Below are 22,221 nucleotides of genomic sequence, written 5' to 3'. Positions count from 1 at the left end.
TCAACGACTTAAACGGCTGGCTATAACAATCGCTCTAACATCACTTGTTGGCTTTGGCGTTTGGTCGGGATATAGCTACTACCAATATCAAAAGCTTTCAGAATACATTGCGTCCGAAGCGAAAAATTCGATTGAGATGGGCCGTCAGTGCCTCGATCCGAATGAACCCGATTTTCAAAAACCTATCCTATGCGGAAGCATGAGAGATTCACGCGAAACCATCGACCGACTAATTCCTATTCGGGCGAGCCGTTTGGAAGATACGTATCTAGCCTTACGGCTGGCACTCGGACTACCGCTCACATCGTTTTTCCTCTTCTATGTGGGTAACTGGGTAATGTATGGAAAACTAAAAGGCAGCTCGAAGTAGATTTGCCTAATACCCTTGCCAGGTGTTGCTGCTATGGAGTTTTATGCGCCTTTACCACATGACTACCCTTAAAAACGCCGTTGACTACATTTTGCCAGAACGCCGTATGCGGTTTTCACGATTCGATAATCTCAACGATCCTTTCGAGTTGAAAAGCATAAAGTTTGAAGGGCGTGATGGACGATACATTTTTAAAAAGGTGCTCGAACACTACATCAAAAACGTAGGCCTCCTATGTATGGTCGAACACTGGAAAAGCCCGCTTATGTGGGCACACTATACCCAGAATCATCAGGGCGTATGTTTGGGATTTGATGTGACGGATGAGGACATGCCAACTCAGATCACATACACCGAAGAACGGACGACTCACATCTTGGTCCCCAACGACCCGCACGGCGGCGTCACGTTTGACATGATGAAGGGACTTTCGACTACAAAGGCAAAAGGTTGGTCTTACGAAGAAGAGTGGCGGCTTCTTGGAGAGTTGAAAGAACCAGATCCTATCAATGGAAGTTTTTATCTACCGTTTAGTGAAACGTTTGTTCTTAGGGAAATCATTGTGGGATCACGATGTGACGCTACAGTTGAGTCATTTCGAAAATATGTCGGTAAAGTGGACAAGTTCGTCACGATCATCCAGTCCCGGCCAGCGTTCAAGACGTTCACAATCGTGCAGAAAAATGACGTTCCAGCTGTAGTCGTGATGCCGGAGGGCGACAAATAAGGCAGATAGCTTCGAGGTAGATCTCATGAAGCGCGCGCCCAGGCTTTTCTTCTGGTGGGCCACGAGCTTGAAGAACACGTCGCATGCGGTGGTGCTGATGACATGGTGGCTGGCCATGGGGACTCCGCGATAAAACGCCAGCGTAGGCCAGCGGAGCCTTGCCGATATTGACTGGGCGCAAGGCCTGCGCGCTTGCGCTAAGATGCCGGGCGTTTCCACAAAAAGAAAGAGAACCATGTCCAGCCCATCGCCCGCCGAAACCTCCCGCACCGCCCACAGCCTGGCCGCCGCCCTGATCGGCGACCCGTTTTACCGCACCGTCACGGTGGCGTGCGGCGAGGACGAAACGGCGCGTCTGGCCATGCTGGAAGCGTACTTCGCGCTGGCGCTGGCCGAGGGTGAGCAGGCGGGCCGCGTCGACCTGGCTGACGAGGTGTGCAATGAAGCGGGCAATGGCGCTGCCATCTGGACGACGGACACGCCGGTGCCACTGCGCCAGGCCGCGTATGCGCAGCGCGAAGCAGCGTTGCGCGCGCTGCTGGGGGAGTGCGGCTTCGCCCATTTCACGGCCATCGTCGAGAATATGGAACATGCGCTGGCGCCGCATGGTCTGCAGGATGCGTGGTATCTGTCGATCGCCGGCATCGATCCCGCCGCACAGGGCCGGGGGCTGGGCGCATCCGTGCTGGCGCCTGGCCTGGCGGCCGTCGATGCGGCCGGTGCCGCGTGCTTCCTGGAGACGTACAACGAACGCAGCCTGCCGTTCTATGCCCGCCTGGGCTTCGTGGTGGCGGGGCGGTATGGGGAAGCCGTCACGGGCTGCGATTACTGGCTGATGGTACGGGAACCTCACGCTGCCTGATTGACCATTTTGCCAATTTCTATACACTCGTCTTTTCATTCAAGACTTGGAGATGGAAATGCCGATCCCGCGCCGTACCTTGCTCGTTCTCGCCTGCCTGGGCGCCCTGACCCACGTTTACGCCCACGCCGATACCGTCATCGATAACGCCAACGGCTACACGCTCGATGCAAACGGCAAGGTGGTGCGCTTCACGGCGCTGGCCTTTGACGACGCTGGAAAACTGCTCGCCGTCGGCAGCGCCGCGCAGGTGAAACGCAAGGCGGCCAAGGGCGCCCTGCACGTCGACGTGCAGGGAAAAACCGTGCTGCCGGGCCTGATCGATGCGCACGGCCACGTGTTCGGTCTGGGGACCATCGCCAGTGGCGTGATGTTGTACGGTTCGTCCTCGCTGCCGGCCGCCGTGCAGGCCGTGGGCGACTTCGCGCGCGCGCACCCGGAGCGCAGCTGGGTCGTCGGCAATGGCTGGAACCAGGAAATCTGGAAGCTGGGGCGCTTCCCCACGGCGGCGGAACTCGATGCGGCGGAAAGCGCGCGGCCCGTGTGGCTGCGCCGGGTCGATGGCCACGCGGGTTGGGCCAACAGCCGCGCGCTGGCGCTGGCCGGCATCACGCGCGATACGCTGGATCCTGCCGGCGGCAAGATCGAACGCGACGCACAGGGCAACGCCACCGGCGTGCTGGTCGACAGTGCCATGGACTTGATGGATGCCGTGCTGCCCAAGCCGGGCGACGTGGAAAACCGCGCCGCCCTCGATGGCGCGCTGGCGCAGCTGTCGCAAGTGGGGCTGACCAGCGTGCACGATGCGGGCATCGGCCAGATGCAGGACCGGCTGTTCCGCGACTATGCGGACCACGGCAAGCTGACGGTGCGCGTGTACGGCATGATTGCCGATACGACGGAAGACTTCGACGCGCTGTCGAAAAATGGTCCCTTGACCAGCTATGCGCGCGACATGTACGCCTTGCGCGCCGTGAAACTGCTGTCCGACGGCGCCCTGGGCAGCCGCGGCGCGGCTTTGCTGGCGCCGTACAGCGACGATCCGACTACCAGCGGCCTGTTGTTCTTTAAAGATGACGCCATGCGCGCAAAGATGGAAAAAGCCATGCGCGCCGGCTATCAGGTGAACGTGCATGCCATTGGCGACGCTGGCAACCATCAAATCCTCGACGGCTACGCAGCCTTGACCGCGCAATACCGCAGCGTGGGCCTGCGCCACCGCATGGAACACGCGCAGGTGGTGAAACTGAGCGACATCCCCCGTTTCAAGGCGCTGGGCATCGTCCCTTCGATGCAGCCGACGCACGCCACCTCGGACCAGAACATGGCGGAGCAGCGCGTGGGGCACGAACGCATCAAGGGCGCGTATGCGTGGCGCACCTTCCTCAAACAGGGTTCGCGCATCGCCTGCGGCTCCGACTTCCCCATCGAGTCGCCGAACCCGTTCGAGGGTATCCACGCGGCCGTCACGCGGCAGAACAGCGAGGGTTTCCCGGCCGGCGGCTGGTACCCGCAGCAAGCCATGACGGTGACGGAAGCGTTGCGCTGCTTTACCTTGGACGCGGCCTGGGCGGCGCACCAGGAAAAAGTCATCGGCACGCTGGAAGCGGGAAAATGGGCGGACTTCATCGTCGTCGACCAGGACCTGTTCACCGTGGCGCCAGCGGCCATCGGCAAGACGCAAGTGCTGCAGACGTGGGTGGCGGGCAAGCGCGTGTTCGAGAAAAAATAGCCTGTTTTCACTTGCAAAAACCTGTTGACTTGGTTGTATAGACAACCTATGCTGGGAGCACCAGAGCGGACCACGCATGTCCGCTCGCACCCTACGAGGAGACAGCATGAACAGCACAATGGACACCGATCCACGCTTTGATGCCAGCCGTACCATCCGCGCCCCGCGCGGCACGGTCATGGCTTGCAAGAGTTGGCAGGCCGAAGCGGCCTACCGCATGTTGCAAAACAACCTGGACCCGGAAGTGGCGGAAAATCCGCAGCATCTGGTCGTCTACGGCGGCATCGGCCGCGCTGCCCGCAACTGGGCCTGTTTCGACCAGATCCTCGCGTCCTTGCGCGAACTGGAAGACGACCAGACCTTGCTGATCCAGTCCGGCAAGCCGGTGGGCGTGTTCCAGACTCACGCTGATGCGCCGCGCGTGCTGATCGCCAATTCCAACCTGGTGCCGAAATGGGCGAACTGGGAACACTTCAACGAACTCGATCGGCAAGGCCTGTTCATGTACGGCCAGATGACGGCCGGCAGCTGGATCTATATCGGCACGCAGGGCATCGTGCAAGGCACGTATGAAACCTTCGCCGAGGCGGGCCGCCAGCATTTCGGCGGCGACTGGGGCGGGCGCTGGATCCTGACGGCGGGCCTGGGCGGCATGGGCGGCGCACAGCCGCTGGCCGCCACGATGGCGGGCGCCGTCTCGCTCAATATCGAATGCCAGCAAAGCAGCATCGACTTCCGTCTGCGCACGCGCTACCTGGACAAGCAGGCGGCCAGCCTGGATGAAGCGCTGGAACTGGTCAAATACCATACCGAACGCAAGGAAGCGATTTCCATAGGCCTCTTGGGCAACGCGGCCGAAGTGCTGCCGGAACTGGTGCGCCGCGCGAAAGCGGGCGGCCTGGTGCCGGACCTGGTGACGGACCAGACGTCCGCGCATGACCTGGTCAACGGCTATCTGCCGCGCGGCTGGAGCGTATCGGACTGGAAGGCGGCGCAGCAGGACCCGCAGCGCCATGCGCGCCTGACGGTGGCCGCCGCCGACTCCTGCGCCGCCCACGTGCAAGCCATGCTCGATTTCCACGCCATGGGCGTGCACACGGTCGACTACGGCAACAACATCCGCCAAGTGGCGTTCGACCAGGGCGTGCAGAACGCCTTCGACTTCCCCGGCTTCGTGCCCGCCTACATTCGCCCGCAATTTTGCGAAGGGCGCGGGCCGTTCCGCTGGGTGGCGTTGTCGGGCGACCCGGAAGACATCTATAAAACGGATGCGAAGATCAAGGAACTGTTCCCGCACCACAAGCAGGTGCACCACTGGCTGGACATGGCACGCGAGCGCATCGCCTTCCAGGGCCTGCCGGCGCGCATCTGCTGGCTGGGGCTGGGCGAGCGCCACATCGCCGGCCTGGCCTTCAACGAGATGGTGCGCACGGGCGAGCTGAAGGCCCCCATCGTCATCGGCCGCGACCACCTCGATACGGGTTCCGTGGCCAGCCCGAACCGCGAGACGGAAAGCATGAAGGATGGCACGGACGCCGTCTCAGACTGGCCGCTGCTGAACGCCATGCTGAACACGGCCGGCGGCGCCACCTGGGTCTCGCTGCACCATGGCGGCGGCGTGGGAATGGGGTATTCTCAGCATGCGGGCATGGTCATCGTGGCCGATGGCAGTGAAGCGGCGGCGAAACGCCTGGCTAGAGTGCTGGTCAACGACAGCGGCTCGGGCGTGATGCGCCATGCCGATGCCGGCTACGAAACAGCGGCCGCCTGCGCCAAGCGTAACAATCTGAACCTGCCGATGCTTAATACGAAGTGAAAGCAAACATGACACAGCACTCCAAAAGTTGGACCCTGAAACCGGGCGCGATGACCCTGGGCGACCTGCGCGCCGTCTGGGCCGCACCCGCGAAACTGATCCTCGCCGCCGAGGCCTATCCCGTCATCGAAGCGTCGGCCGCCGCCGTGCAAGCCATCGTCGCCAAGGGTGATGCGGCCTACGGCATCAACACGGGTTTCGGCCTGCTGGCCAAGACGCGCATCCCCGATGAAAAGCTCGAGCAATTGCAGCGCAACCTGATCCTGTCGCACTCGGTCGGCACGGGCGAACTGCTGTCGGACGCCGTCGTGCGCCTGATCATGCTGATGAAGATCGGCAGCCTGGCACGCGGCTTTTCCGGCGTGCGCCCGCTGATCGTCGACACCCTGATCGCGCTGTACAACGCGGGCATCATGCCGGCCATTCCCGCCAAGGGTTCCGTCGGCGCCTCGGGCGACCTGGCACCGCTGTCGCACATGACCCTGGCCATGCTGGGCGTGGGCGAGGTGCGCGTCAACGGCGAATTGATGGCGGCGCCCGAAGCGCTGGCGCAGGCGGGCATCGCGCCCGTCGTGCTGGCGGCGAAAGAGGGCCTGGCGCTGATCAACGGCACGCAAGTGTCGAACGCGCTGGCGCTGCATGGCCTGTTCATGGCCGAGCGCCTGCTGGAAGCGGCCATGGTCACGGGGGCGCTGTCGCTCGACGCGGCCAAGGGCAGCGACTCGCCGTTCGACGCGCGCGTGCATGCCGTGCGCGGGCAGCCGGGGCAGATCCTGGCCGCGCAGATGTACCGCCAGCTGGTGGCGCACAGCGCCATCCGCGCCTCGCACCTGGAAGGCGACGAGCGCGTGCAGGATCCGTACAGCCTGCGCTGCCAGCCGCAAGTCATGGGCGCCTGCCTGGACCTGATCGGCAACGTCGGCCGCACCCTGCTGATCGAAGCCAATGCCGTCACGGACAATCCGCTGATCTTCCAGAATGGCCTGAACGGGCAGGCGGAGATCGTCTCCGGTGGGAATTTCCACGCCGAGCCGGTGGCTTTTGCGGCCGACACGCTGGCGCTGGCGATTGCTGAAATCGGCGCGCTGGCCGAGCGCCGCATCGCGCTGCTGATCGACGCCACGCTTTCCGGCTTGCCGCCATTTCTCGTGCGCGACCCGGGCGTCAATTCCGGCTTCATGATCGCCCACGTGACGGCGGCCGCGCTGGCGTCGGAAAACAAGTCGCTCGCCCATCCGGCCAGCGTCGACAGCCTGCCCACTTCCGCCAACCAGGAAGACCACGTGAGCATGGCCACGTTCGCCGGGCGCCGCCTGGACGACATGGCGCACAACACGGCCGTCATCGTCGGCATCGAGCTGCTGGCCGCTGCGCAGGGCATCGATTTCCACCGCCCGCTGAAAACCTCGCCGCACCTCGAGCATGTGCATCATCAGTTGCGCCAGAAAGTGCCGTTCTTCGACGCCGACCGTTTCTTCGCGCCCGATATCGAGGCGGCCAAGCAGATGGTGCTGCATGGTGAGTTGAGCAGCACGTGCAAGAATTTGTTCGCCCCGCTGTACGCCTGAGCGGGCGCAAGGAGACAAGCATGGATTTCCGCTTCAACGAAGGCAGCATTCCGCTGCTCGTGTCGATGCCCCATGTGGGCACCGACATACCGGACGATATCGCCGCGCGCATGACGCCGCAGGCCTTGATCAAGGCCGATACGGACTGGCATCTGCGCGAACTGTATGGCTTTTTGCAGGAGATGGATGCGTCCGTGCTGTCGGCGCGCTGGTCGCGCTACACCATCGACTTGAATCGCCCGCAGGAGGACACGAATCTGTATCCAGGCCAGGATACGACGGGTTTGCTGCCCAGCGATACCTTCCACCGCGAGCCGCTGTACCTGGCCGGCAAGGAGCCCGATGCGGCCGATGTGCAGCGCCGGCTGCGGCGCTACTGGGCGCCGTACCATGCGCAGCTGCGCGCGGAACTGGACCGTCTGCTGCGCGTGCATGGCGCCGTGGTGCTGTGGGACGCCCATTCCATCGCCTCGCATGTGCCGCGCTTCTTTGACGGCAAGCTGCCCGACCTGAACTTCGGCACGGCCGATGGCGCCAGCTGCGATGGCGGCCTGACGTCCGCCGTGGTCGATATCGCGCGCGCGCAGGATACATTTACCGTGGCCTTGAATGGCCGCTTCAAGGGCGGGCATATCACGCGCCATTACGGCCAGCCGGCAAGCCGCGTGCATGCGATCCAGCTGGAGATGTGCCAGTGTCTGTACATGGACGAGACGGCGCCTTTCGGCTACCGGCCCGACCTGGCGGCACAGGTACAGCCGCTGCTGCGCCAGATGATGGAAGCGGCCGTGGCATGGGTGGCGCGTTGAGCGGCTGCTTGTTTGCGCGCCACGCGCTGCTGCCGCAAGGCTGGCGCCGCGACGTGCTGCTGGAGTGGGACGCGGCCGGCGATCTGACGGTGGTGGCGGACAACGCCGCGCCGCCGCCCGGCGCGGAAGTGGCCGAATACGTCTTGCCCGGCATGGTCAACCTGCATTCGCACGCGTTCCAGCGGGCGCTGGGCGGCATGACGGAAGTCGCCGGTGATGGCCCTGACAGCTTCTGGACCTGGCGCGAGCTGATGTACCGTTTCGCGCACCACATCACGCCGCAGCAGATGGAAAGCATCGCCGCGCAGCTGTTTGCCGAATGCCTGCGCCATGGCTACACGGCTGTCTGCGAATTTCACTACCTGCAGCGCGATGCGGCCGGCGCGCTGTATGCGCGTCCCGCCGAAACGGCCGAACGGGTGCTGGCCGCGGCGCGCCTCAGCGGCATCGGCGTGACCATGCTGCCCGTGCTGTACAGCCATGCGGGTTTTGGCGAACAACCGTTGAAACCCGAGCAGGCGCGCTTTCGCACCGGTGCGGACGATGTCTTGCGCATCGTCGAAGCGCTGGCGCCGCAGCGTGGCGGGCAGGTGGAGGTGGGCTTTGCGCCCCATTCCCTGCGCGCGGCCGGCGTGGCGCAGATACGTGAAGTGGCGCAAGCGCTGCCCGCGGACCGCCCCATCCACATCCATATCGCCGAGCAGCAGGGCGAAGTGCGCCAGAGTCTCGATGTCACCGGCCTGCGCCCGGTGCAGTATTTGTACGATCAGATCGACGTCGATGCGCGCTGGTGCCTCGTGCATGCCACGCATGTGCAGCCCGATGAAGTGGCGTTGATGGCGGCCAGCGGCGCCGTGGCAGGCCTGTGCCCGACGACGGAAGCGAACCTGGGCGACGGCCTGTTTCCGCTGGCCGAATTCGTCGCCGCCGGCGGGCGTTTCGGCGTCGGCAGCGACAGCCACGTGTCCCAGTCGCCGGTGGAGGAATTGCGCTGGCTCGAATATGGCCAGCGCTTGCAGCGCCAGCAGCGCAATGTGGCCGCTACGCCCGAAGAACGCCATGTGGGCGACTACCTGTGGCAAACGGCCTTGCAGGGCGGCGCGCAGGCGGCCGGGCGCAAGCTCGGTGCCCTGGCGCCGGGCTGCCGTGCCGACTTGCTGGTGCTCGACGACGCGCATGTGAACCTGTGCGGCGTGGCCATCGCCGATGTGCTGGGCAGCGTACTTTTCTGCGGCAACGACAATCTGGTGCGCGACGTGCTGTGCGGCGGCCAGTGGCAGGTGCGCGATGGGCGCCACGTGGCGCAGGACGCCATCGCCACCGCCTACAAGCGCACGCTGGCGCAACTGAGGGCACTCTGATGGCAACCTTCATCCCGCAGGAATACCTGCGCGCCGCGCCGTGGAAAAACGGCGGCGGCAGCACGACGGAAATCGCGATTGCTCCCCCGGGTGCCGGCTTCGACGATTTCGACTGGCGCATCAGCCTGGCGACGATCACGGCCAGTGGGCCATTTTCCAGCTTTCCCGGCATCGACCGCAGCCTGATGCTGGTCGATGGCGACAGCGTGCAACTGACGCTCGACGGCGCGCGCAAGGTGACCTTGAGCGCGGCGCAACCGATGCTGTGGTTTCCCGGCGAAGCGGCCGTGGTTGCGCAGGTCAAGGGGCCGACGACGGATTTCAATGTGATGACGCGGCGCGACCGCTGCCGCCATCAGCTGGAAAAAATCACGGCGCCGGGCAAGCTGGCGCGGCGCAGCGCGGCGACCCTGCTGTTCGTCGCCGGCGAAGGCCACGTGCTGGCACGCGGTGGCGAGCAGCAGTTCGCGCTGTCCCGTCATGACGCGCTGCTGCTCGACGCCGACGATGCGCCGGACTGGCGGCTCGACGCCTTGCAGCGCACGGCCGTGTTCCGTGTCGACCTGTTCATCTAGGAGGGCAAACACATGCAAGACTGGGATATGGTCATCCACAACGTTCACCTGGCTACCATGGAGCACGGCTATGGCGAACTGCTGGACGCGGCTATCGCCGTCAAGGATGGCCGCATCGCGTGGTTCGGCCCCGGCGACGAGCTGCCGGCCAGCGGCGCGGCGCTGCACGACGGCCAGGGCTGCTGGCTGACGCCCGGCCTGATCGACTGCCACACGCACATCGTCCACGCGGGCAATCGCAGCGACGAATTCGAGGCGCGCCTGAATGGCGCCAGCTATGAAGACATCAGCCGCGCCGGCGGCGGCATCATGTCCACCGTGCGCGCCACGCGCGCGGCCAGCGACGACGAATTGCTGCGGCAAAGCTTGCCCCGCGTGCTGGCGCTGCTGGCCGAGGGCGTGACGACCCTGGAGATCAAGTCCGGCTACGGTCTTGACGCGGATAGCGAGGCGAAGATGCTGCGTGTGGCGCGCAGGATAGGGGAACAGCTGCCGCTCACTGTGCGCACCACCTTCCTCGGCGCGCACGCGCTGCCACCCGAATATGCGGGCCGCCCCGACGCCTATATCGAGCTGCTGTGCGCGCGGATGCTGCCCCAGTTGGCGAACGATGGACTGGTCGACGCCGTCGACGCGTTTTGCGAACGCATCGGCTTTACGCCGGCGCAAACGCAGCGCATGTTTGACGCGGCACGGGCGCTGGGGCTACCCGTCAAATTGCATGCGGAGCAGCTGTCGGACCTGGGCGGCGCGGCGCTGGTGGCCCGTTACGATGGCCTGTCGGCCGATCACTTGGAATTCCTGTCGGAAGAGGGCGTCGCCGCCATGGCGCAACACGGCACGGTGGCCGTGCTGCTGCCGGGCGCGTATTACTTTTTGCGTGAGACGCAGCCGCCGCCTGTCGCGGCATTGCGCGCGGCTGGCGTGCCGATGGCCGTGTCCACCGATTGCAACCCGGGCACGTCGCCGATGACGTCCTTGCTGCTGGCGATGAACATGGCGTGCACCCTGTGGCGGCTGACGCCGCAGGAAGCGCTGGCCGGCTGCACGATCCATGCGGCGCGCGCGCTGGGTTTGCAGGATCGGACGGGCAGCCTGGTGGTGGGCAAGCGCGCCGATTTCGCCCTGTGGCGCATCGCGCGCCCGGCAGACCTGGCGTATGCGCTGGGCCTGAACCCGTGCGCGGGCGTGGTGCATGGCGGTGTCTGGCGCGCGCCGGTGGTAAGCTTGCCGGATTGATCATCCGTCCTGGAGCGCCGCGTGCGTGTTGTTTACCTGTTGTTGTTGCTTGTTTTTGCCGCCGCACCCATGTCCTCCCTTGCCCAGGATGGTGGCACCTTGAAGGTGGGCTCGAAGCGCTTCACGGAATCGTACATCCTCGGCGAAATCCTCCAGCAGAGCGCCGCGCCGCACGTCAAGGCGCAGCACCGCCAGGGCCTGGGCAACACGGCCATCGTGCTGGCCGCGCTGCAGGCGGGCAGCATCGACGTGTATGCCGAATACATGGGCACCATCGGCAGCGAAATCCTCAAGCACGACAAAGCCATCGACCTGGCGCAGATGCGGCGCGAGCTGGCGGCGCTGGGACTGGGCGTGGCCGTGCCGCTGGGCTTTAACAATACGTATGCGCTGGCCGTGCGCGCTGATGAAAAATCCATCGCCAGCCTGGCGCAGCTGGCCCAGCACCCGGCCCTGAAATTCGGCCTGTCGCATGAATTCATCGGCCGGGTCGACGGCTGGCCAGGCCTGGCCACGCGTTATGGCTTGCCGCAGCGCCCGCGCGGCCTCGATCACGGCATCGCCTATGAAGCGCTGGCGCAGCGCCAGGTCGATGTGATCGACATCTATTCGACGGATGCGAAGATACGCCAGTACGGCTTGCGTGTGCTGGCCGACACGCAGCAGTATTTTCCCCGCTATGACGCCATGCTCCTGTACCGGCTCGACGTGCCGAAGCGTTTCCCCGCCGCCTGGCTGGCGTTGCAAGGGTTGCAGGGACGCATCAGCGAGAGCGACATGATCGCCATGAATGCGGCCGTGGAAATCGACGGCAAGCGTTTTTCCGACGTGGCGCGCCAGTGGCTGGCTTCCGGCACGCAGGCGAATCAACCGGCCGCCGCGCGCGGCAAGCTGCTCGATAAAATTATCGGCGACGACTTGTGGACCCTGACGCGCCAGCATGTGACCCTGGTATTGTTGTCGGTGGCTTTGGCATGTCTGATCGGCATTCCGCTGGGCGTGCTGGCGGCGTTTTCAGCGCCGCTGCGGCAAACGGTGCTGGCCTTCGTCGGCGTGCTGCAGACGGTGCCTTCTCTGGCCTTGCTGGCGATATTGATCCCGGTGCTGGGCATGATCGGCACCGTGCCGGCGCTGGTGGCGCTATTCGTGTACGCGCTGCTGCCCATCGTGCGCAACACGTGCACGGGCATCTTGCAGGTGCCGCAAGGCTTGCGCATGGCGGCGCTGGCGCTGGGCTTGAGCCGGCGCGACCGCCTGCTGCACGTGGACTTGCCCCTGGCCTTGCCCGTGATGCTGGCGGGCGTGAAAACGGCGGCCGTGATGAGCGTGGGCACGGCCACCATCGCCGCCTTTATCGGCGCGGGCGGCTATGGCGAACGCATCACCATCGGCCTGGCGCTCAATGACAACGACATGCTGCTGGCCGGCGCGATCCCCGCAGCCGTGCTGGCCCTGTTGACGCAAGGCTTGTTCGAGCTGGTGGAGCGCTGGGCCGTGGCCGGCCGGCAGCGCTGACGGCATCACGGTTACAGCGAGTGCAGTTTGGAGCGCACCGAGACGACGGCCTGGTGCAGGATGCGTTCGGCCTGGAAGTCGTTTTCGCGCTGTTCGGCGATGGCTTGCAAGTCGCGTGTGTAGCGCTCCAGGCGGGAGCGCAGGTAGGCGCGGTAGATTTTCATGACGAGCGGTTTGGCAGAAACATTCATGATGTGGCTCCCGTATGCGATTCGTTCATTGATTCGTTCATTGTGTGTGAGCGCATTGCCGCCATTTTGCGTCGCATCAAACGCCAGCGTGCCGTCACTTTGGCGCGTTTGATCTTCCGCAATGTCCCCCAGGCCGAAGATGCCACACTGAATTTCCCTGTTCGCCTGGTCATCATCAGCCGCAGGCCTGATTCCCTCAAGCATACTCAAGGAGCGTCGCATGGTCATTTTTGCCGTGGTTGCTGGCTGCATCGCCTGCCTGACAGTGTATCAAATCTATAGAAAATCGCAGGGTGGCAGTGGGGTTGCGCAACAACATATTGGCTTGCACGGCACATTGATTGAACCACGGAAATAATCAGTGGCATCCGGGCGACACTGGGTGACACTTGGTTAGCGGATTTAAGTCAAATGTAAGGCCCGGTAAGCAAATGTAAAGGTCTGCGCCATCGCAAGCGGCAGCGTTTATATTGATAACCGTTGATTGCATTCTCCCCCTCCCACTTGACAATGGGTTCTGCCCCGCGGTGCCGCTAGCCCGCGGGGATTTTTTTTGGAACTTGCGCTGACAGTTCCCCCATCAGGCCGATGTTGGCGTGCCTGCCGACAATTGCATCAAGGCATCGCCAGCGACCCGGCAGATGCGCCAGTCCGGCATCACGTCCGCGCCCATGCCCTTGTAGAAGTTGATCGCATTTTCATTCCAGTCCAGCACCGACCATTCGAAGCGGCCGCAATCGCGTTCGACGGCCAGTTGCGCCAGCGCCACGAGCATCTGTTTTCCATAACCCTTGCCGCGCATCGATTGCTTCACGTACAGGTCTTCCAGGTACAGTCCCTTGCGGCACAGGAAGGTGGAAAAATTATGGAAGAACAGGGCGAAGGTCACTACTTCACCATTTTCCTCGCCGACCAGCGCTTCGCATGCGGGATGGGCGCCGAACAGGCTGTCGTGCAACATGGATTCCTTGGCGATCATCATGTGTTCGAGTTTTTCAAACACGGCCAGTTCGTGGATCATGCCGAAGATGGCGGCCACGTCGGATGCGGCTGCGGGACGGATGGCGAGGGAGGAAGAGGTGCTCATGTTGCCTTTGCTGATGGAGTGGTGGAAAGGGAAGCAATGGTATTCGTCTTGCGCGCGCCCGACGTCAGGGCCCAGGCCACGCTGGACAGGCACAGCACCATGCCCACCCATTCGATGGCTGCGGGCCGGTAGTGTTCGAATTGTACCGACAGCAGCACGGAAATGACGGGCGTGACGACGCCGATATACACGGTCTTTTGCGTGCCGATGCGGGCGATTAACGTGAAATACGCGCTGAAGGCGATCACCGAGCCGAAGATGGCCAGGTACACCAATCCCATCCAGTAACTGGGGCGCGTGGGCAGCTGCCAGGACTGGCCCGTGGCGATGGCCCAGGCGGCCACCATCAAGGTGCCCCACAGCATGGTCCAGGCCATGGTCAGCATCACGTTGCCCGAATGTTCGCGCACTTTCATGACGAGGGCATTGCCTGCCGTGCTCGACACGGTAGCCACCAGCGCCAGGATAAAGCCCAGCAGAAAATGGCCATTGCCGCCGCCCAGAATATCTTGCAGCGCCGCGCCGATGGACTGGTAAAACAGCAGCACGATGCCGCAGATGGCGACGAATGCCGCGCAGCAGGTGCTCAAGGTGATCGGTGTGCCGAAGGCGATGCGGTTGAGCAACGGCGTCCAGAACACCATCAGCGCGAACAGCACGCTGACGAGGGCCGATACCAGGTATTGCTCCGAGCTGTAGGTGCACACATAGCTGAGGGCAAACGAGGCCAGGCCTTGCAGCAGCATCCATTTTTGCGCGCGCCACGGCAGACGCAGGCGGTCGCCGCGCACGGCGCACCAGGCAAACAGGGTGGCGGACGCGAGACCGAAGCGGTAGACCACGGAAACGGCGGGGGCGACGTCGCCCAGCTGCAAGGTGATGGCCCAGAAGGTGGAGCCCCAGATCAGGCAGGCAATGATGAACAGGAGAGGAGATGACATCGCGCAAGTATACGGGCATCGCGCGGGGATGGCGAGTGCGGTCGAGTTTGCTCAATGTGCCGTCAGGAGACAGCCGGGATTGAGCCAGCGCAGTGCTTCTGGAAAATATTGAATTTATGAAAATATTTACTTTATTATCAAGTAAATATTTTCCGGATTGCATCTTTGAAAGGGGAGCGCCATGTCAGCCTCACTGCAGATCAAAGTATGGAGCGTACTTGTGTATGTCGTCGTGACGGCTGCGATTGCCATCTGGCTGCACCCTTCAGTCTTGCTCGCTGCCGGCGCATTCGGCTGAGCGCCTGCGCCGGCAAGCGGATCAGTGCGTGACGCGGGTCTTGCGGCCGTCCGACAGCAGGCGCACACGCTCGCCCGGGCGGAACAGCTCGTCGGCATCTTGCACGATGGCGCGCATGTCGCCATTGTCCAGGCGCACGGTGATTTCCAGGCCGGGCTTGTTCGAGGCATTCGCTTCGATGCTCTTGCCGGCCATGCCGCCAGCGACGGCGCCGAGGATGCTGGCCGCGATGGCGCCCTTGCCGCCACCGACTGTCGAGCCGGCCACGCCGCCCAGCGCCGCGCCTGCCAGCACGCCCGTGCCCGTTTCGCCCTTGTCGATGGTCACCTGGCGTACGGATTCAACCGTACCCATGCGGACCGATTGTTCATTCTGCGCCTGGCGCGCGTTGTAGACATTTGCCGAGTTCGGTTGTACGGCGCAGCCGGCCAGGGTGGCGAGCAATGCCACTGCAATAATTGGTGCTTTCATGTGGAACTCCCTTGGACAAAAGTTGGTTGCCGATTGCGTCGACCGGCAGATGATGACTTATCATAAGGACACTTGCTGCAGATACCTAGTTGCGAATAGTAAAAATCTGTTACCGGCCCCACGTAACCACCGAACCACGTGACCGTTTGCCGCTCAATACGCCAGCCGCAGGCGCCGGTACAAAAATCCCAGCACGAACAGCGGCCCCACCAGCAAAAAGCGCAAGTCGTCGAGGAACGACGGTTTCTTGCCTTCGATCTGGTGGCCGATGAACTGGCCTATCCAGGCCAGCACGAACAGCGCCAGCGACACGGGCAGGATGGTCAGCGGCGGCATGAGCAACAGCAGGCCCAGCATGGCGGCCAGCATCGCCAGCATGCCCGCCGCAAACGGGCGCGACAGCTTGTAATAATAGTATAAGGCCAGAACACTGCCGAGCAGCGCCACGCTGGGATGCACGCTCCACAGCAGCCCCAGCAGGCTGAAAACGATCAGCGGCACGCACACGATGTGCACCCATTCATTGACGTGATTGCGGTGGCTTTCGCCATACTGAGCCAGCAGGGTGTCGATGGTGCGCATGGGCGGTCTCGTGGGCAGGAAGGTTGTGCGGGAATTCTACACCGTCGCGTGGCCGGGTAAAATGGTCCTTCGTTTTCCCTTCCGGACCGCCCATTGAATAGCCCAGTCAATAGCCCAGTCATCCTGCCAGAGCAAGCCGCAGATGCGCGCAAGCGCTGTTTCGATCCCGTCGTCGACGCCGGCACGCGCTTGCTGATACTGGGCAGCCTGCCCGGCGAAAAATCGCTGGCGCACAGCCAGTACTATGCGCATCCGCAAAACAGGTTCTGGATGCTGCTGGGCGAGGTGCTGGGGGTAGATTTGAAAAGCCAGCCCTATGAGGAACGTCTGGCGACCTTGTTGGCGCATGGCGTGGGCCTGTGGGATGTGGTGGCGCAGGCGCAGCGCACGGGCAGCCTGGACAGCAATATCCGCGCCCGTGACGACAACGACCTGGTGGCCCTGGCAGCCAGCCTGCCGCAGCTGCAGACGATCGCCTTCAACGGTGGCACGGCCGCGAAGCTGGGCATCAAGGTGCTGGGCGAACACGCGCAGCGCTACCGCATCGTCAGCTTGCCGTCGAGCAGCCCGGCTTACACGCTCGCGTATGGCGCCAAGTTGCTGCAGTGGAAAACACTACAGCCCTTGTAAAGCTTACGCCGGCGCGTATGGCTGCGCTTCCAGCGGCTGTCCCTTGGCATCGAATTTCAGCGCCACGGACAGTTGCGTCACGCCGATGGTGGCCAGCGCGTCGCAGATGTCGTCGACTTCGTCCTGCAGGTCGGCGGCCAGGTCCAGCGGCTTGTCGGCGCTGTGCAATAGTTGGCCGTTCGCCGTGCTGACATTGACACGCAACAACATTTCGCCATGTTCATCGGCCGGGCCGACGACCACGGAGACGTCGCCGGCGTCTACCTTGTTTTCCGCCAATGCGTGGTTGATGCCGGACATCATCTGCAGCATCGCGTACTCGCTCATGCCTTGTTCTTTGCCGCCGTGGAACAGATCCTGGTAGAGGAAGCTCACTTCCAGGGCGCTGCCGGCCGGCGCCAGGCAACGCTTGACGAGCTCGCCGACTTCCGTTGTCCACTGCTGGTAGCGGGCCATGCGCGCATCGAACCAGGCGTCGAGCGCCGCTTCGTCCTTCGGTTCCGCATAGAACGGGTCGTCCACGCGTTTCAAGGCAAAGCCCAGCAGGAAGCGCAGTTCGACGGCCGTGTCCTGCGGGCCGAAGGCCGTCTCGCTCCAGCCGACGATGCTGCTTTCCAGTCCCGGCGTGGCGACGATCTTCTTGTCCGTCATCGAGCTATACGCATCGCGCACCATCTCGTGCAGATGGCTATAGGTGATGCGATCGATCTCGTCGAGGTCGTAGGCATGGCTCATCAGGACCACCTTGGCCTTGGCGCTTTCCAGTTCTGCCTGCTGGAAACTTTTCACCAGCGCTTCGAAAGCGTCCTGGTCCTGGAAGCTGTCCGCTTCCTTCAAGCCGCCCGTGCTTTGCACCAGCAGGGGCACGACGAAGGCGTTGATTTCCATGGCCGGGGCATTGTCGCGGCGGATCACGGAAATGGATGCCGCTTCCTCGATGTGGCTGCGCAGGTACTGGTAGGCGCCCACGTCTTCGTACTTGGCGCGCTCGATGGCGTCGTACAGGATTTCATCCTTCTTTTGATTCAAGGCCTTGCGGATCAGGCGGCCAAACTCGACGGCTTGCTCGGCCAGCACCGTGCCCTGCGATTCGCTGTCTTCCTGCTCCGCCAGGTTCAGGGCCATCGTGCACAGCATGCGCGTGACGGATTCATCCTTGTCTTCAGGCGTGTTGGCGGATTTACGGAGGACAGGGCGCTTATTTTTGGGCATGGCGATCAACAGGTTAAGAAATACGGGTCAGGCAAACGGGAACGGGCGCCATGGCTCAGGCCAGGCGCCGGGACAGATCATACAGGCGGCCGCGGCCGCCTGATACCTCAATGGTCGGTATCGAACATCTCGTGCAATTCGTCGAGCAGGTCGGCGGCTTCTTCCTGCGACAGGCCGAGATGCTGGCAGGCAAGTTCGCCACCCTTGTCCCACTCGAGCGAAGTACTGTTGCCATGGTAGCGCTGAATGCCCTTTTCGGCCAGCAGCGACAGGGCGACGAGCGAGCGGATGGCGTCGTCCGTGGACGGGTCGGCCAGCACCGTGTAGTCGTGGTGATGCAAAATCGCCCAGGAGACGTCGGAGGACAGGCCCCAGTTGCGCGCCAGCAGGCAGCCGATGGCCGCGTGGTTGGTCTGGTGGCGCGCGTCTTCCAGTGTCGTAAAACAATTGTGCGCATCGTTGGCCGCCGCCGCGTACGTGTTGACGTAGTCGGGGAAGCGGTTCATCAGCAGGGGCACGCCGATGTCGCAGAACAGGCCGAAGGTGTGGGCGATGTCGGGCGGGGCGATGCGCAGCTTGCGCGAGGTAAATACCAGGGCGCGCGCGCGCTTGGCCGACACATCCCAGAAGTTGGTCAGTTCCACGCCTTCCGCTTCCAGCGCCTGGCGTGCCAGCAAGCCCGTCATCATGGCGCTGCACTGGTTGATCCCAAGAAAGTTGATGCCTTGCTCGACGGACTTGGCCTTGCGCGCGGCGCCATAGAATGGCGAATTGGCCAATTTCAGCAGGGCGCCGGACATGCCGACGTCATCGGCGATGATGCGCGCGATGCGGCGCGGCGACGGGTCTTGTTCCGCCAGTTCGCGCTGCAAGTCGACCAGCAGGCTGGGACGCGGCGGGATACGGATGGAACGCATCAGGGCGTCAACCGGATCTTCCTGCACTACCTGCTTTTGCGCTGCCGCTCTCATCATTACGCTTTCATCATCATTTTTGTGCCCGGTGCTTATTCTGTGCGCGCTGCCGCTGCCCGCTGCATGAGCGTCTGGCGCAGTGCCCGACGATTATCGCTGTTTATGCGCGGCAATAGTTCATCTCTGCAATATTTTGTCGCAAAAATCCCCGTTTGGGCCTGCTCCAGCTGCGATTTTCGTCATTTTACGACGCTGCTCATCGCGATATTTGTGATGGAAAGGTCAAGTTTTATTTGTTTTCAAGACGAAGCGAGGCGTGTGGCGCGATGCGCAGCGGTACAATTGCCCGATGAAAAAAATCCTCGCGGGTATCGATTTTGCGGATGATTCCAGCAGCGTGGCGCGCCAGCTGATCGGCGTGACCGTGCTGGTCGACGGTGTGGGCGGGCGCATCGTGGAAACGGAAGCGTATGACCGGCTGGACCCGGCTTCGCACACGTATGGTGGGATGACGCCGCGCAATGCGGCCATGTTCGGCCCGCCCGCGCACGCCTATGTCTACCGCTCGTACGGCATCCACTGGTGCCTGAACTTTGTGTGCCGCGAAGCGGGGCATGGGGCGGGCGTGCTGATCCGGGCGATCGAACCGCTCCTGGGGCTCGATGCCATGCGCGAACGGCGCGGCGTCGAGGATGCGCGGCTGCTGTGCTCGGGGCCGGGCAAGGTGTGCCAGGCGCTCGGTGTCACGCATATGCACAACCGGCTGGCGCTCGATGCGCCGCCATTCATGCTGCTGGCGCGCGAGGAAGAGGTGACGGTACACGCTGGCCCGCGCATCGGTATTTCCAAGGCGATGGAGACGCCGTGGCGCTTCGTGCTGGCCGGTTCGCCTCACTTGAGCAAACCGATGCGCGCGCCGGCCAGCTAGCTGCGCCGGCGCTGTGGCGCCGTGTTTGCGCCGTGCAAGCCGGGCATGCCGCGCAGCGGGCTATGCAGTGCGCGCCGCTCCTGCTGTGCACTGGCCGGATGCCGGAACGTTTCCTCGTCCGGCGAGGCGGGCTGCGCGGGCGCCAGCGGGTCGAGGGTGAACACGGCCACGGCCGCCGACAATTTGACGGCCTGGTCCTGCAAACTGGCCGCCGCTGCCGCCGCCTGTTCCACGAGGGCCGCATTTTGCTGGGTGACGTCATCCATTTGCGTGACGGCCTGGTTCACTTCCGTGATGCCCGACGCCTGCTCCGCGCTCGCTTCTTTCACGCGCTGGATGATTTCATTGACTTGCTGCACCGAGGCCACGATGGCGCCCATGCTGTCGCCCGCTTGCTGCACGGCCACGCTGCCGCCATCGATGGTGGTGACCGAGGTGGCAATCAGGGTCTTGATTTCTTTGGCCGCTTGGGCCGAGCGCTGCGCCAGGGTGCGCACTTCGGACGCCACGACGGCAAAGCCGCGGCCCTGTTCGCCCGCGCGCGCCGCTTCCACTGCCGCGTTCAGCGCGAGGATATTGGTCTGGAAGGAAATACCGTCGATCACACCGATAATATCCACGATCTGACGCGAATTGGCGCGTATCGTCGCCATCGTCGTCACCGCTTGCTGCATCGACGCGCCCCCTTGCACGGCCAGGGTCGATGCTTGACCCGCCAGCTCGCAGGCCAGCTGGGCGTTGTCGGCATTGTCATTGACGGCTTGCGTCAGTGCTTCCATGGCGCTCGACGTTTCTTCCAGCGAACTGGCCTGCATTTCCGTGCGCGCCGATAAATCCAGATTGCCGGTGGCAATTTCGCGCGAGGCCGTGTCGATCGATTGCACGGCGTTCATGATGGTGCGCAAGGTCTGGTTCAGGTGGGCGATGGTCTGGTCCAGCACGCGCGACGTGGCGGCGATTTCGTCATTGCCCTGCTTGGGCGCGCCCGCCATCAGCTTGCCCGCCGCCAGGTCTTGCACGGCGTCGGCAATACCGCGGATTTCCACCAGCATGGCACGCCGCACCAGCATGGTCACGACGATGGAAACGAGGATAGACAGCAGTACCGTCAGCAGCAAGCTCCAGCCCAGGCTGCGGAACTCGGCGCTGGCCGTCGCATGGGCCTCGCTGCTGAGGCTTGTTTCCAGGGCCGACAGTTGCGCCAGCTGCGTGTTGAGCTGGACGAATTGGGTTTCCGCCTTGAGCATGGAATTGGTGGCGATCGACTGGTCCATCTGCGCCATTTCCATGGTTTCCAGCACGGCCTTGCGATAGCCGGCCAGCGCCGTGATGGCCGCATCGACGAGGGTGCGCTCGGCACCCGTGGCCGTGGCGCGCAGCGTGGCCAGCTGCGCGCCGATGGCCGCGTGGCGTGCCTTGATCTGTTGCTCCAATGTATCGAGGCGGGCCTTGGCGAAGCTGCCATTCGTCCACGACAGCAACTGGTACATATTGCCGTGCACCTGCTTGGCCTCTCCTAGTACGTCGGCGGCCGCCTTCAAATGCGTGATGCGTACCCGCACCATGTTTTCCAGCGAGGCATTTTGCCGCACCATGCCATACCAGGCGCCGCTCGAGCTGAGTATCAGCAGCAGCAAGACCAGGGTGGGCGCCAGCAATAATTTTGGTCCGATGCGTAATTGATTGAGCATGCTTGACTCCTGGCGATGGCTGTTCAAACCGCAGGCGGCGCACGGCGTGCGTGCGCGCCGCCCCCGTCTTATTTTTTGTAGATGCCCGCTTCCAGCACCACATCATTGACGCGCAGAATGTAGGTGGTCTTCGGCTCGATCTTGCCGCTGACGGGATTCTTGTACTGGTAATCGACCCAGCCCTTGCCCTGCTTTTGTGCCAGCTCAATGATTTCACGGCGATATTTCTTGCCGTTCGCATCGGGCACATCCGTCAAATCCTTGCCCACGATGGAAGGATTGATGGGGTGGGCCAGCACGATGCCCGTCTTGATGTCGCGCATGTCCACATACAGCGAGCCCTGCACGAAGTCCGGGTCTTTCGCCGTGATTTTCTTCATCATTTCTTCCTTGCCATGCGCCTTCATGAAGGCGGCGCCCCGTTCGGCCATGGCGATTGCATCTTTTTCCGTTGGTTCGACCGCGGCACTGACGCTGCCGCCGGCAAATGCCAGGCACAGCAGGCTACCCGTGAATAAGCGTTTCATGAAAGCTCCTTGTGATATCGATGGAAGTGTTGCCAAGACGTAATTTACGTCGCCGAAGTTCGTCTCAGCTTGCGTTGGAACAAACTAAGGTGTTGCTTGTAGGCAGCATGCAACGTATCGACGGCTTGTTGATATGCAGCAATTTAGTTCCGAACGGCAAGAATTATGATGACTT

At 63.1% G+C, this 22,221-nt stretch carries 22 protein-coding genes; 13 read left to right on the top strand and 9 right to left on the bottom strand.

The features are described 5' to 3' along the window. The first annotated feature begins 428 nt into the window (after nt 1-428). The 10 genes from MRBLMS1_RS21130 (at nt 429) to MRBLMS1_RS21085 (ending at nt 12,574) form a co-directional block, all read left to right on the top strand. Nucleotides 429-1,097 carry a DUF2971 domain-containing protein gene (locus tag MRBLMS1_RS21130; RefSeq protein WP_485881663.1) on the top strand — a complete coding sequence of 223 codons (669 nt, stop codon included), beginning with the start codon at nt 429-431 and terminating at the stop codon, nt 1,095-1,097. 235 nt (nt 1,098-1,332) lie between these two features. Continuing rightward, a complete protein-coding gene (locus MRBLMS1_RS21125; protein WP_485881661.1) occupies nt 1,333-1,959 on the top strand; it encodes a GNAT family N-acetyltransferase in 627 nt (208 codons plus the stop codon). 52 nt (nt 1,960-2,011) lie between these two features. After that, nucleotides 2,012-3,691, top strand: a complete 1,680-nt coding sequence (locus MRBLMS1_RS21120) for an amidohydrolase (protein WP_485881659.1) — start codon at nt 2,012-2,014, stop codon at nt 3,689-3,691. 106 nt (nt 3,692-3,797) lie between these two features. Next, nucleotides 3,798-5,507 (top strand): urocanate hydratase, encoded by a 1,710-nt coding sequence (gene hutU / locus MRBLMS1_RS21115; RefSeq protein ID WP_128141824.1) that lies wholly within the window; start codon nt 3,798-3,800, stop codon nt 5,505-5,507. 8 nt (nt 5,508-5,515) lie between these two features. Continuing rightward, nucleotides 5,516-7,075, top strand: coding sequence for a histidine ammonia-lyase (gene hutH / locus MRBLMS1_RS21110; RefSeq protein WP_485881656.1), 1,560 nt, complete (start codon nt 5,516-5,518; stop codon nt 7,073-7,075). Between the two features lie 20 nt (nt 7,076-7,095). Further along, nucleotides 7,096-7,884 (top strand): N-formylglutamate deformylase, encoded by a 789-nt coding sequence (gene hutG, locus MRBLMS1_RS21105; RefSeq protein WP_485881654.1) that lies wholly within the window; start codon nt 7,096-7,098, stop codon nt 7,882-7,884. Beyond that, nucleotides 7,869-9,245 carry a formimidoylglutamate deiminase gene (locus MRBLMS1_RS21100; RefSeq protein ID WP_485881652.1) on the top strand — a complete coding sequence of 459 codons (1,377 nt, stop codon included), beginning with the start codon at nt 7,869-7,871 and terminating at the stop codon, nt 9,243-9,245. The genes hutG and MRBLMS1_RS21100 overlap by 16 nt, the downstream gene beginning before the upstream one ends. After that, the gene (locus tag MRBLMS1_RS21095) at nt 9,245-9,820 is read left to right on the top strand and encodes a HutD/Ves family protein (protein ID WP_485881650.1); all 576 of its coding nucleotides are present in this window, start codon (nt 9,245-9,247) and stop codon (nt 9,818-9,820) included. Before MRBLMS1_RS21100 ends, MRBLMS1_RS21095 begins: the two co-directional genes overlap by 1 nt. A 12-nt stretch (nt 9,821-9,832) precedes the next feature. Next, complete coding sequence (hutI, locus tag MRBLMS1_RS21090) at nt 9,833-11,059, top strand: imidazolonepropionase (RefSeq protein WP_485881648.1); 1,227 nt, start codon at nt 9,833-9,835, stop codon at nt 11,057-11,059. Between the two features lie 69 nt (nt 11,060-11,128). Next, nucleotides 11,129-12,574: a glycine betaine ABC transporter substrate-binding protein gene (locus MRBLMS1_RS21085; protein WP_485881646.1), complete on the top strand. Its 1,446-nt coding sequence runs from the start codon at nt 11,129-11,131 to the stop codon at nt 12,572-12,574. Between the two features lie 11 nt (nt 12,575-12,585). Here MRBLMS1_RS21085 and MRBLMS1_RS21080 read toward each other — a convergent pair whose 3' ends face one another. Then, nucleotides 12,586-12,765: a hypothetical protein gene (locus MRBLMS1_RS21080; RefSeq protein ID WP_034746290.1), complete on the bottom strand. Its 180-nt coding sequence runs from the start codon at nt 12,763-12,765 to the stop codon at nt 12,586-12,588. 220 nt (nt 12,766-12,985) lie between these two features. On the opposite strand from MRBLMS1_RS21080, the gene MRBLMS1_RS21075 reads away from it, so the two are divergent. Then, nucleotides 12,986-13,123, top strand: coding sequence for a hypothetical protein (locus MRBLMS1_RS21075; protein ID WP_157808830.1), 138 nt, complete (start codon nt 12,986-12,988; stop codon nt 13,121-13,123). A gap of 222 nt (nt 13,124-13,345) precedes the next feature. Here MRBLMS1_RS21075 and MRBLMS1_RS21070 read toward each other — a convergent pair whose 3' ends face one another. The 4 genes from MRBLMS1_RS21070 to MRBLMS1_RS21055 all read right to left on the bottom strand — a co-directional run bounded on the left by MRBLMS1_RS21070 (nt 13,346) and on the right by MRBLMS1_RS21055 (nt 16,144). Next, entirely contained in the window at nt 13,346-13,852 is a 507-nt protein-coding gene (locus MRBLMS1_RS21070; RefSeq protein ID WP_485881643.1) for a GNAT family N-acetyltransferase, read from the bottom strand. Next, nucleotides 13,849-14,793, bottom strand: a complete 945-nt coding sequence (locus tag MRBLMS1_RS21065) for a DMT family transporter (RefSeq protein WP_485881641.1) — start codon at nt 14,791-14,793, stop codon at nt 13,849-13,851. The genes MRBLMS1_RS21070 and MRBLMS1_RS21065 overlap by 4 nt, the downstream gene beginning before the upstream one ends. Before the next feature lie 319 nt (nt 14,794-15,112). Then, on the bottom strand, nt 15,113-15,562 hold the full coding sequence (locus tag MRBLMS1_RS21060; protein ID WP_034780449.1) for an outer membrane lipoprotein: 450 nt from the start codon (nt 15,560-15,562) through the stop codon (nt 15,113-15,115). A 153-nt stretch (nt 15,563-15,715) separates the two neighbouring features. Next, nucleotides 15,716-16,144 carry an Mpo1 family 2-hydroxy fatty acid dioxygenase gene (locus MRBLMS1_RS21055; protein ID WP_139090676.1) on the bottom strand — a complete coding sequence of 143 codons (429 nt, stop codon included), beginning with the start codon at nt 16,142-16,144 and terminating at the stop codon, nt 15,716-15,718. A 93-nt stretch (nt 16,145-16,237) separates the two neighbouring features. On the opposite strand from MRBLMS1_RS21055, the gene MRBLMS1_RS21050 reads away from it, so the two are divergent. Further along, nucleotides 16,238-16,774, top strand: coding sequence for a DNA-deoxyinosine glycosylase (locus MRBLMS1_RS21050; protein WP_485881639.1), 537 nt, complete (start codon nt 16,238-16,240; stop codon nt 16,772-16,774). Nucleotides 16,775-16,777: 3 nt separating this feature from the next. On the opposite strand, the gene MRBLMS1_RS21045 is transcribed toward MRBLMS1_RS21050, so the two are convergent. Then, nucleotides 16,778-17,986 carry a hypothetical protein gene (locus MRBLMS1_RS21045; RefSeq protein WP_485881637.1) on the bottom strand — a complete coding sequence of 403 codons (1,209 nt, stop codon included), beginning with the start codon at nt 17,984-17,986 and terminating at the stop codon, nt 16,778-16,780. Between the two features lie 107 nt (nt 17,987-18,093). Further along, the gene (locus MRBLMS1_RS21040; RefSeq protein ID WP_070254599.1) at nt 18,094-18,960 is read right to left on the bottom strand and encodes an HDOD domain-containing protein; all 867 of its coding nucleotides are present in this window, start codon (nt 18,958-18,960) and stop codon (nt 18,094-18,096) included. 289 nt (nt 18,961-19,249) lie between these two features. On the opposite strand from MRBLMS1_RS21040, the gene MRBLMS1_RS21035 reads away from it, so the two are divergent. Beyond that, nucleotides 19,250-19,828, top strand: a complete 579-nt coding sequence (locus tag MRBLMS1_RS21035; RefSeq protein ID WP_485881634.1) for a DNA-3-methyladenine glycosylase — start codon at nt 19,250-19,252, stop codon at nt 19,826-19,828. Here MRBLMS1_RS21035 and MRBLMS1_RS21030 read toward each other — a convergent pair. Continuing rightward, on the bottom strand, nt 19,825-21,519 hold the full coding sequence (locus tag MRBLMS1_RS21030; RefSeq protein WP_485881632.1) for a methyl-accepting chemotaxis protein: 1,695 nt from the start codon (nt 21,517-21,519) through the stop codon (nt 19,825-19,827). The genes MRBLMS1_RS21035 and MRBLMS1_RS21030 overlap by 4 nt on opposite strands. A 68-nt stretch (nt 21,520-21,587) precedes the next feature. After that, a complete protein-coding gene (locus MRBLMS1_RS21025) occupies nt 21,588-22,046 on the bottom strand; it encodes a cache domain-containing protein (protein WP_070301115.1) in 459 nt (152 codons plus the stop codon). Between the last annotated feature and the right edge of the window lie 175 nt (nt 22,047-22,221).

Origin of the sequence: Massilia sp. LMS1-1-1.1 (assembly GCF_040815535.1) — a bacterium.
GTDB lineage: Bacteria > Pseudomonadota > Gammaproteobacteria > Burkholderiales > Burkholderiaceae_D > Janthinobacterium > Janthinobacterium aestuarii.
Note: the sequence above shows the minus strand (reverse complement) of the source record. Positions and strands in the feature narration are given on the sequence as shown.

What these genes read in the sequence shown, in the direction of transcription:
- MRBLMS1_RS21130 (WP_485881663.1), top strand. Translation starts at nt 429, where the DNA reads ATGACTACCCTTAAAAACGCCGTTGACTACATTTTGCCAGAACGCCGT.
- MRBLMS1_RS21125 (WP_485881661.1), top strand. Translation starts at nt 1,333, where the DNA reads ATGTCCAGCCCATCGCCCGCCGAAACCTCCCGCACCGCCCACAGCCTG.
- MRBLMS1_RS21120 (WP_485881659.1), top strand. Translation starts at nt 2,012, where the DNA reads ATGGAAATGCCGATCCCGCGCCGTACCTTGCTCGTTCTCGCCTGCCTG.
- hutU (WP_128141824.1), top strand. Translation starts at nt 3,798, where the DNA reads ATGAACAGCACAATGGACACCGATCCACGCTTTGATGCCAGCCGTACC.
- hutH (WP_485881656.1), top strand. Translation starts at nt 5,516, where the DNA reads ATGACACAGCACTCCAAAAGTTGGACCCTGAAACCGGGCGCGATGACC.
- hutG (WP_485881654.1), top strand. Translation starts at nt 7,096, where the DNA reads ATGGATTTCCGCTTCAACGAAGGCAGCATTCCGCTGCTCGTGTCGATG.
- MRBLMS1_RS21100 (WP_485881652.1), top strand. Translation starts at nt 7,869, where the DNA reads ATGGGTGGCGCGTTGAGCGGCTGCTTGTTTGCGCGCCACGCGCTGCTG.
- MRBLMS1_RS21095 (WP_485881650.1), top strand. Translation starts at nt 9,245, where the DNA reads ATGGCAACCTTCATCCCGCAGGAATACCTGCGCGCCGCGCCGTGGAAA.
- hutI (WP_485881648.1), top strand. Translation starts at nt 9,833, where the DNA reads ATGCAAGACTGGGATATGGTCATCCACAACGTTCACCTGGCTACCATG.
- MRBLMS1_RS21085 (WP_485881646.1), top strand. Translation starts at nt 11,129, where the DNA reads ATGTCCTCCCTTGCCCAGGATGGTGGCACCTTGAAGGTGGGCTCGAAG.
- MRBLMS1_RS21080 (WP_034746290.1), bottom strand. Translation starts at nt 12,765, where the DNA reads ATGAATGTTTCTGCCAAACCGCTCGTCATGAAAATCTACCGCGCCTAC.
- MRBLMS1_RS21075 (WP_157808830.1), top strand. Translation starts at nt 12,986, where the DNA reads ATGGTCATTTTTGCCGTGGTTGCTGGCTGCATCGCCTGCCTGACAGTG.
- MRBLMS1_RS21070 (WP_485881643.1), bottom strand. Translation starts at nt 13,852, where the DNA reads ATGAGCACCTCTTCCTCCCTCGCCATCCGTCCCGCAGCCGCATCCGAC.
- MRBLMS1_RS21065 (WP_485881641.1), bottom strand. Translation starts at nt 14,793, where the DNA reads ATGTCATCTCCTCTCCTGTTCATCATTGCCTGCCTGATCTGGGGCTCC.
- MRBLMS1_RS21060 (WP_034780449.1), bottom strand. Translation starts at nt 15,562, where the DNA reads ATGAAAGCACCAATTATTGCAGTGGCATTGCTCGCCACCCTGGCCGGC.
- MRBLMS1_RS21055 (WP_139090676.1), bottom strand. Translation starts at nt 16,144, where the DNA reads ATGCGCACCATCGACACCCTGCTGGCTCAGTATGGCGAAAGCCACCGC.
- MRBLMS1_RS21045 (WP_485881637.1), bottom strand. Translation starts at nt 17,986, where the DNA reads ATGCCCAAAAATAAGCGCCCTGTCCTCCGTAAATCCGCCAACACGCCT.
- MRBLMS1_RS21040 (WP_070254599.1), bottom strand. Translation starts at nt 18,960, where the DNA reads ATGATGAGAGCGGCAGCGCAAAAGCAGGTAGTGCAGGAAGATCCGGTT.
- MRBLMS1_RS21035 (WP_485881634.1), top strand. Translation starts at nt 19,250, where the DNA reads ATGAAAAAAATCCTCGCGGGTATCGATTTTGCGGATGATTCCAGCAGC.
- MRBLMS1_RS21030 (WP_485881632.1), bottom strand. Translation starts at nt 21,519, where the DNA reads ATGCTCAATCAATTACGCATCGGACCAAAATTATTGCTGGCGCCCACC.
- MRBLMS1_RS21025 (WP_070301115.1), bottom strand. Translation starts at nt 22,046, where the DNA reads ATGAAACGCTTATTCACGGGTAGCCTGCTGTGCCTGGCATTTGCCGGC.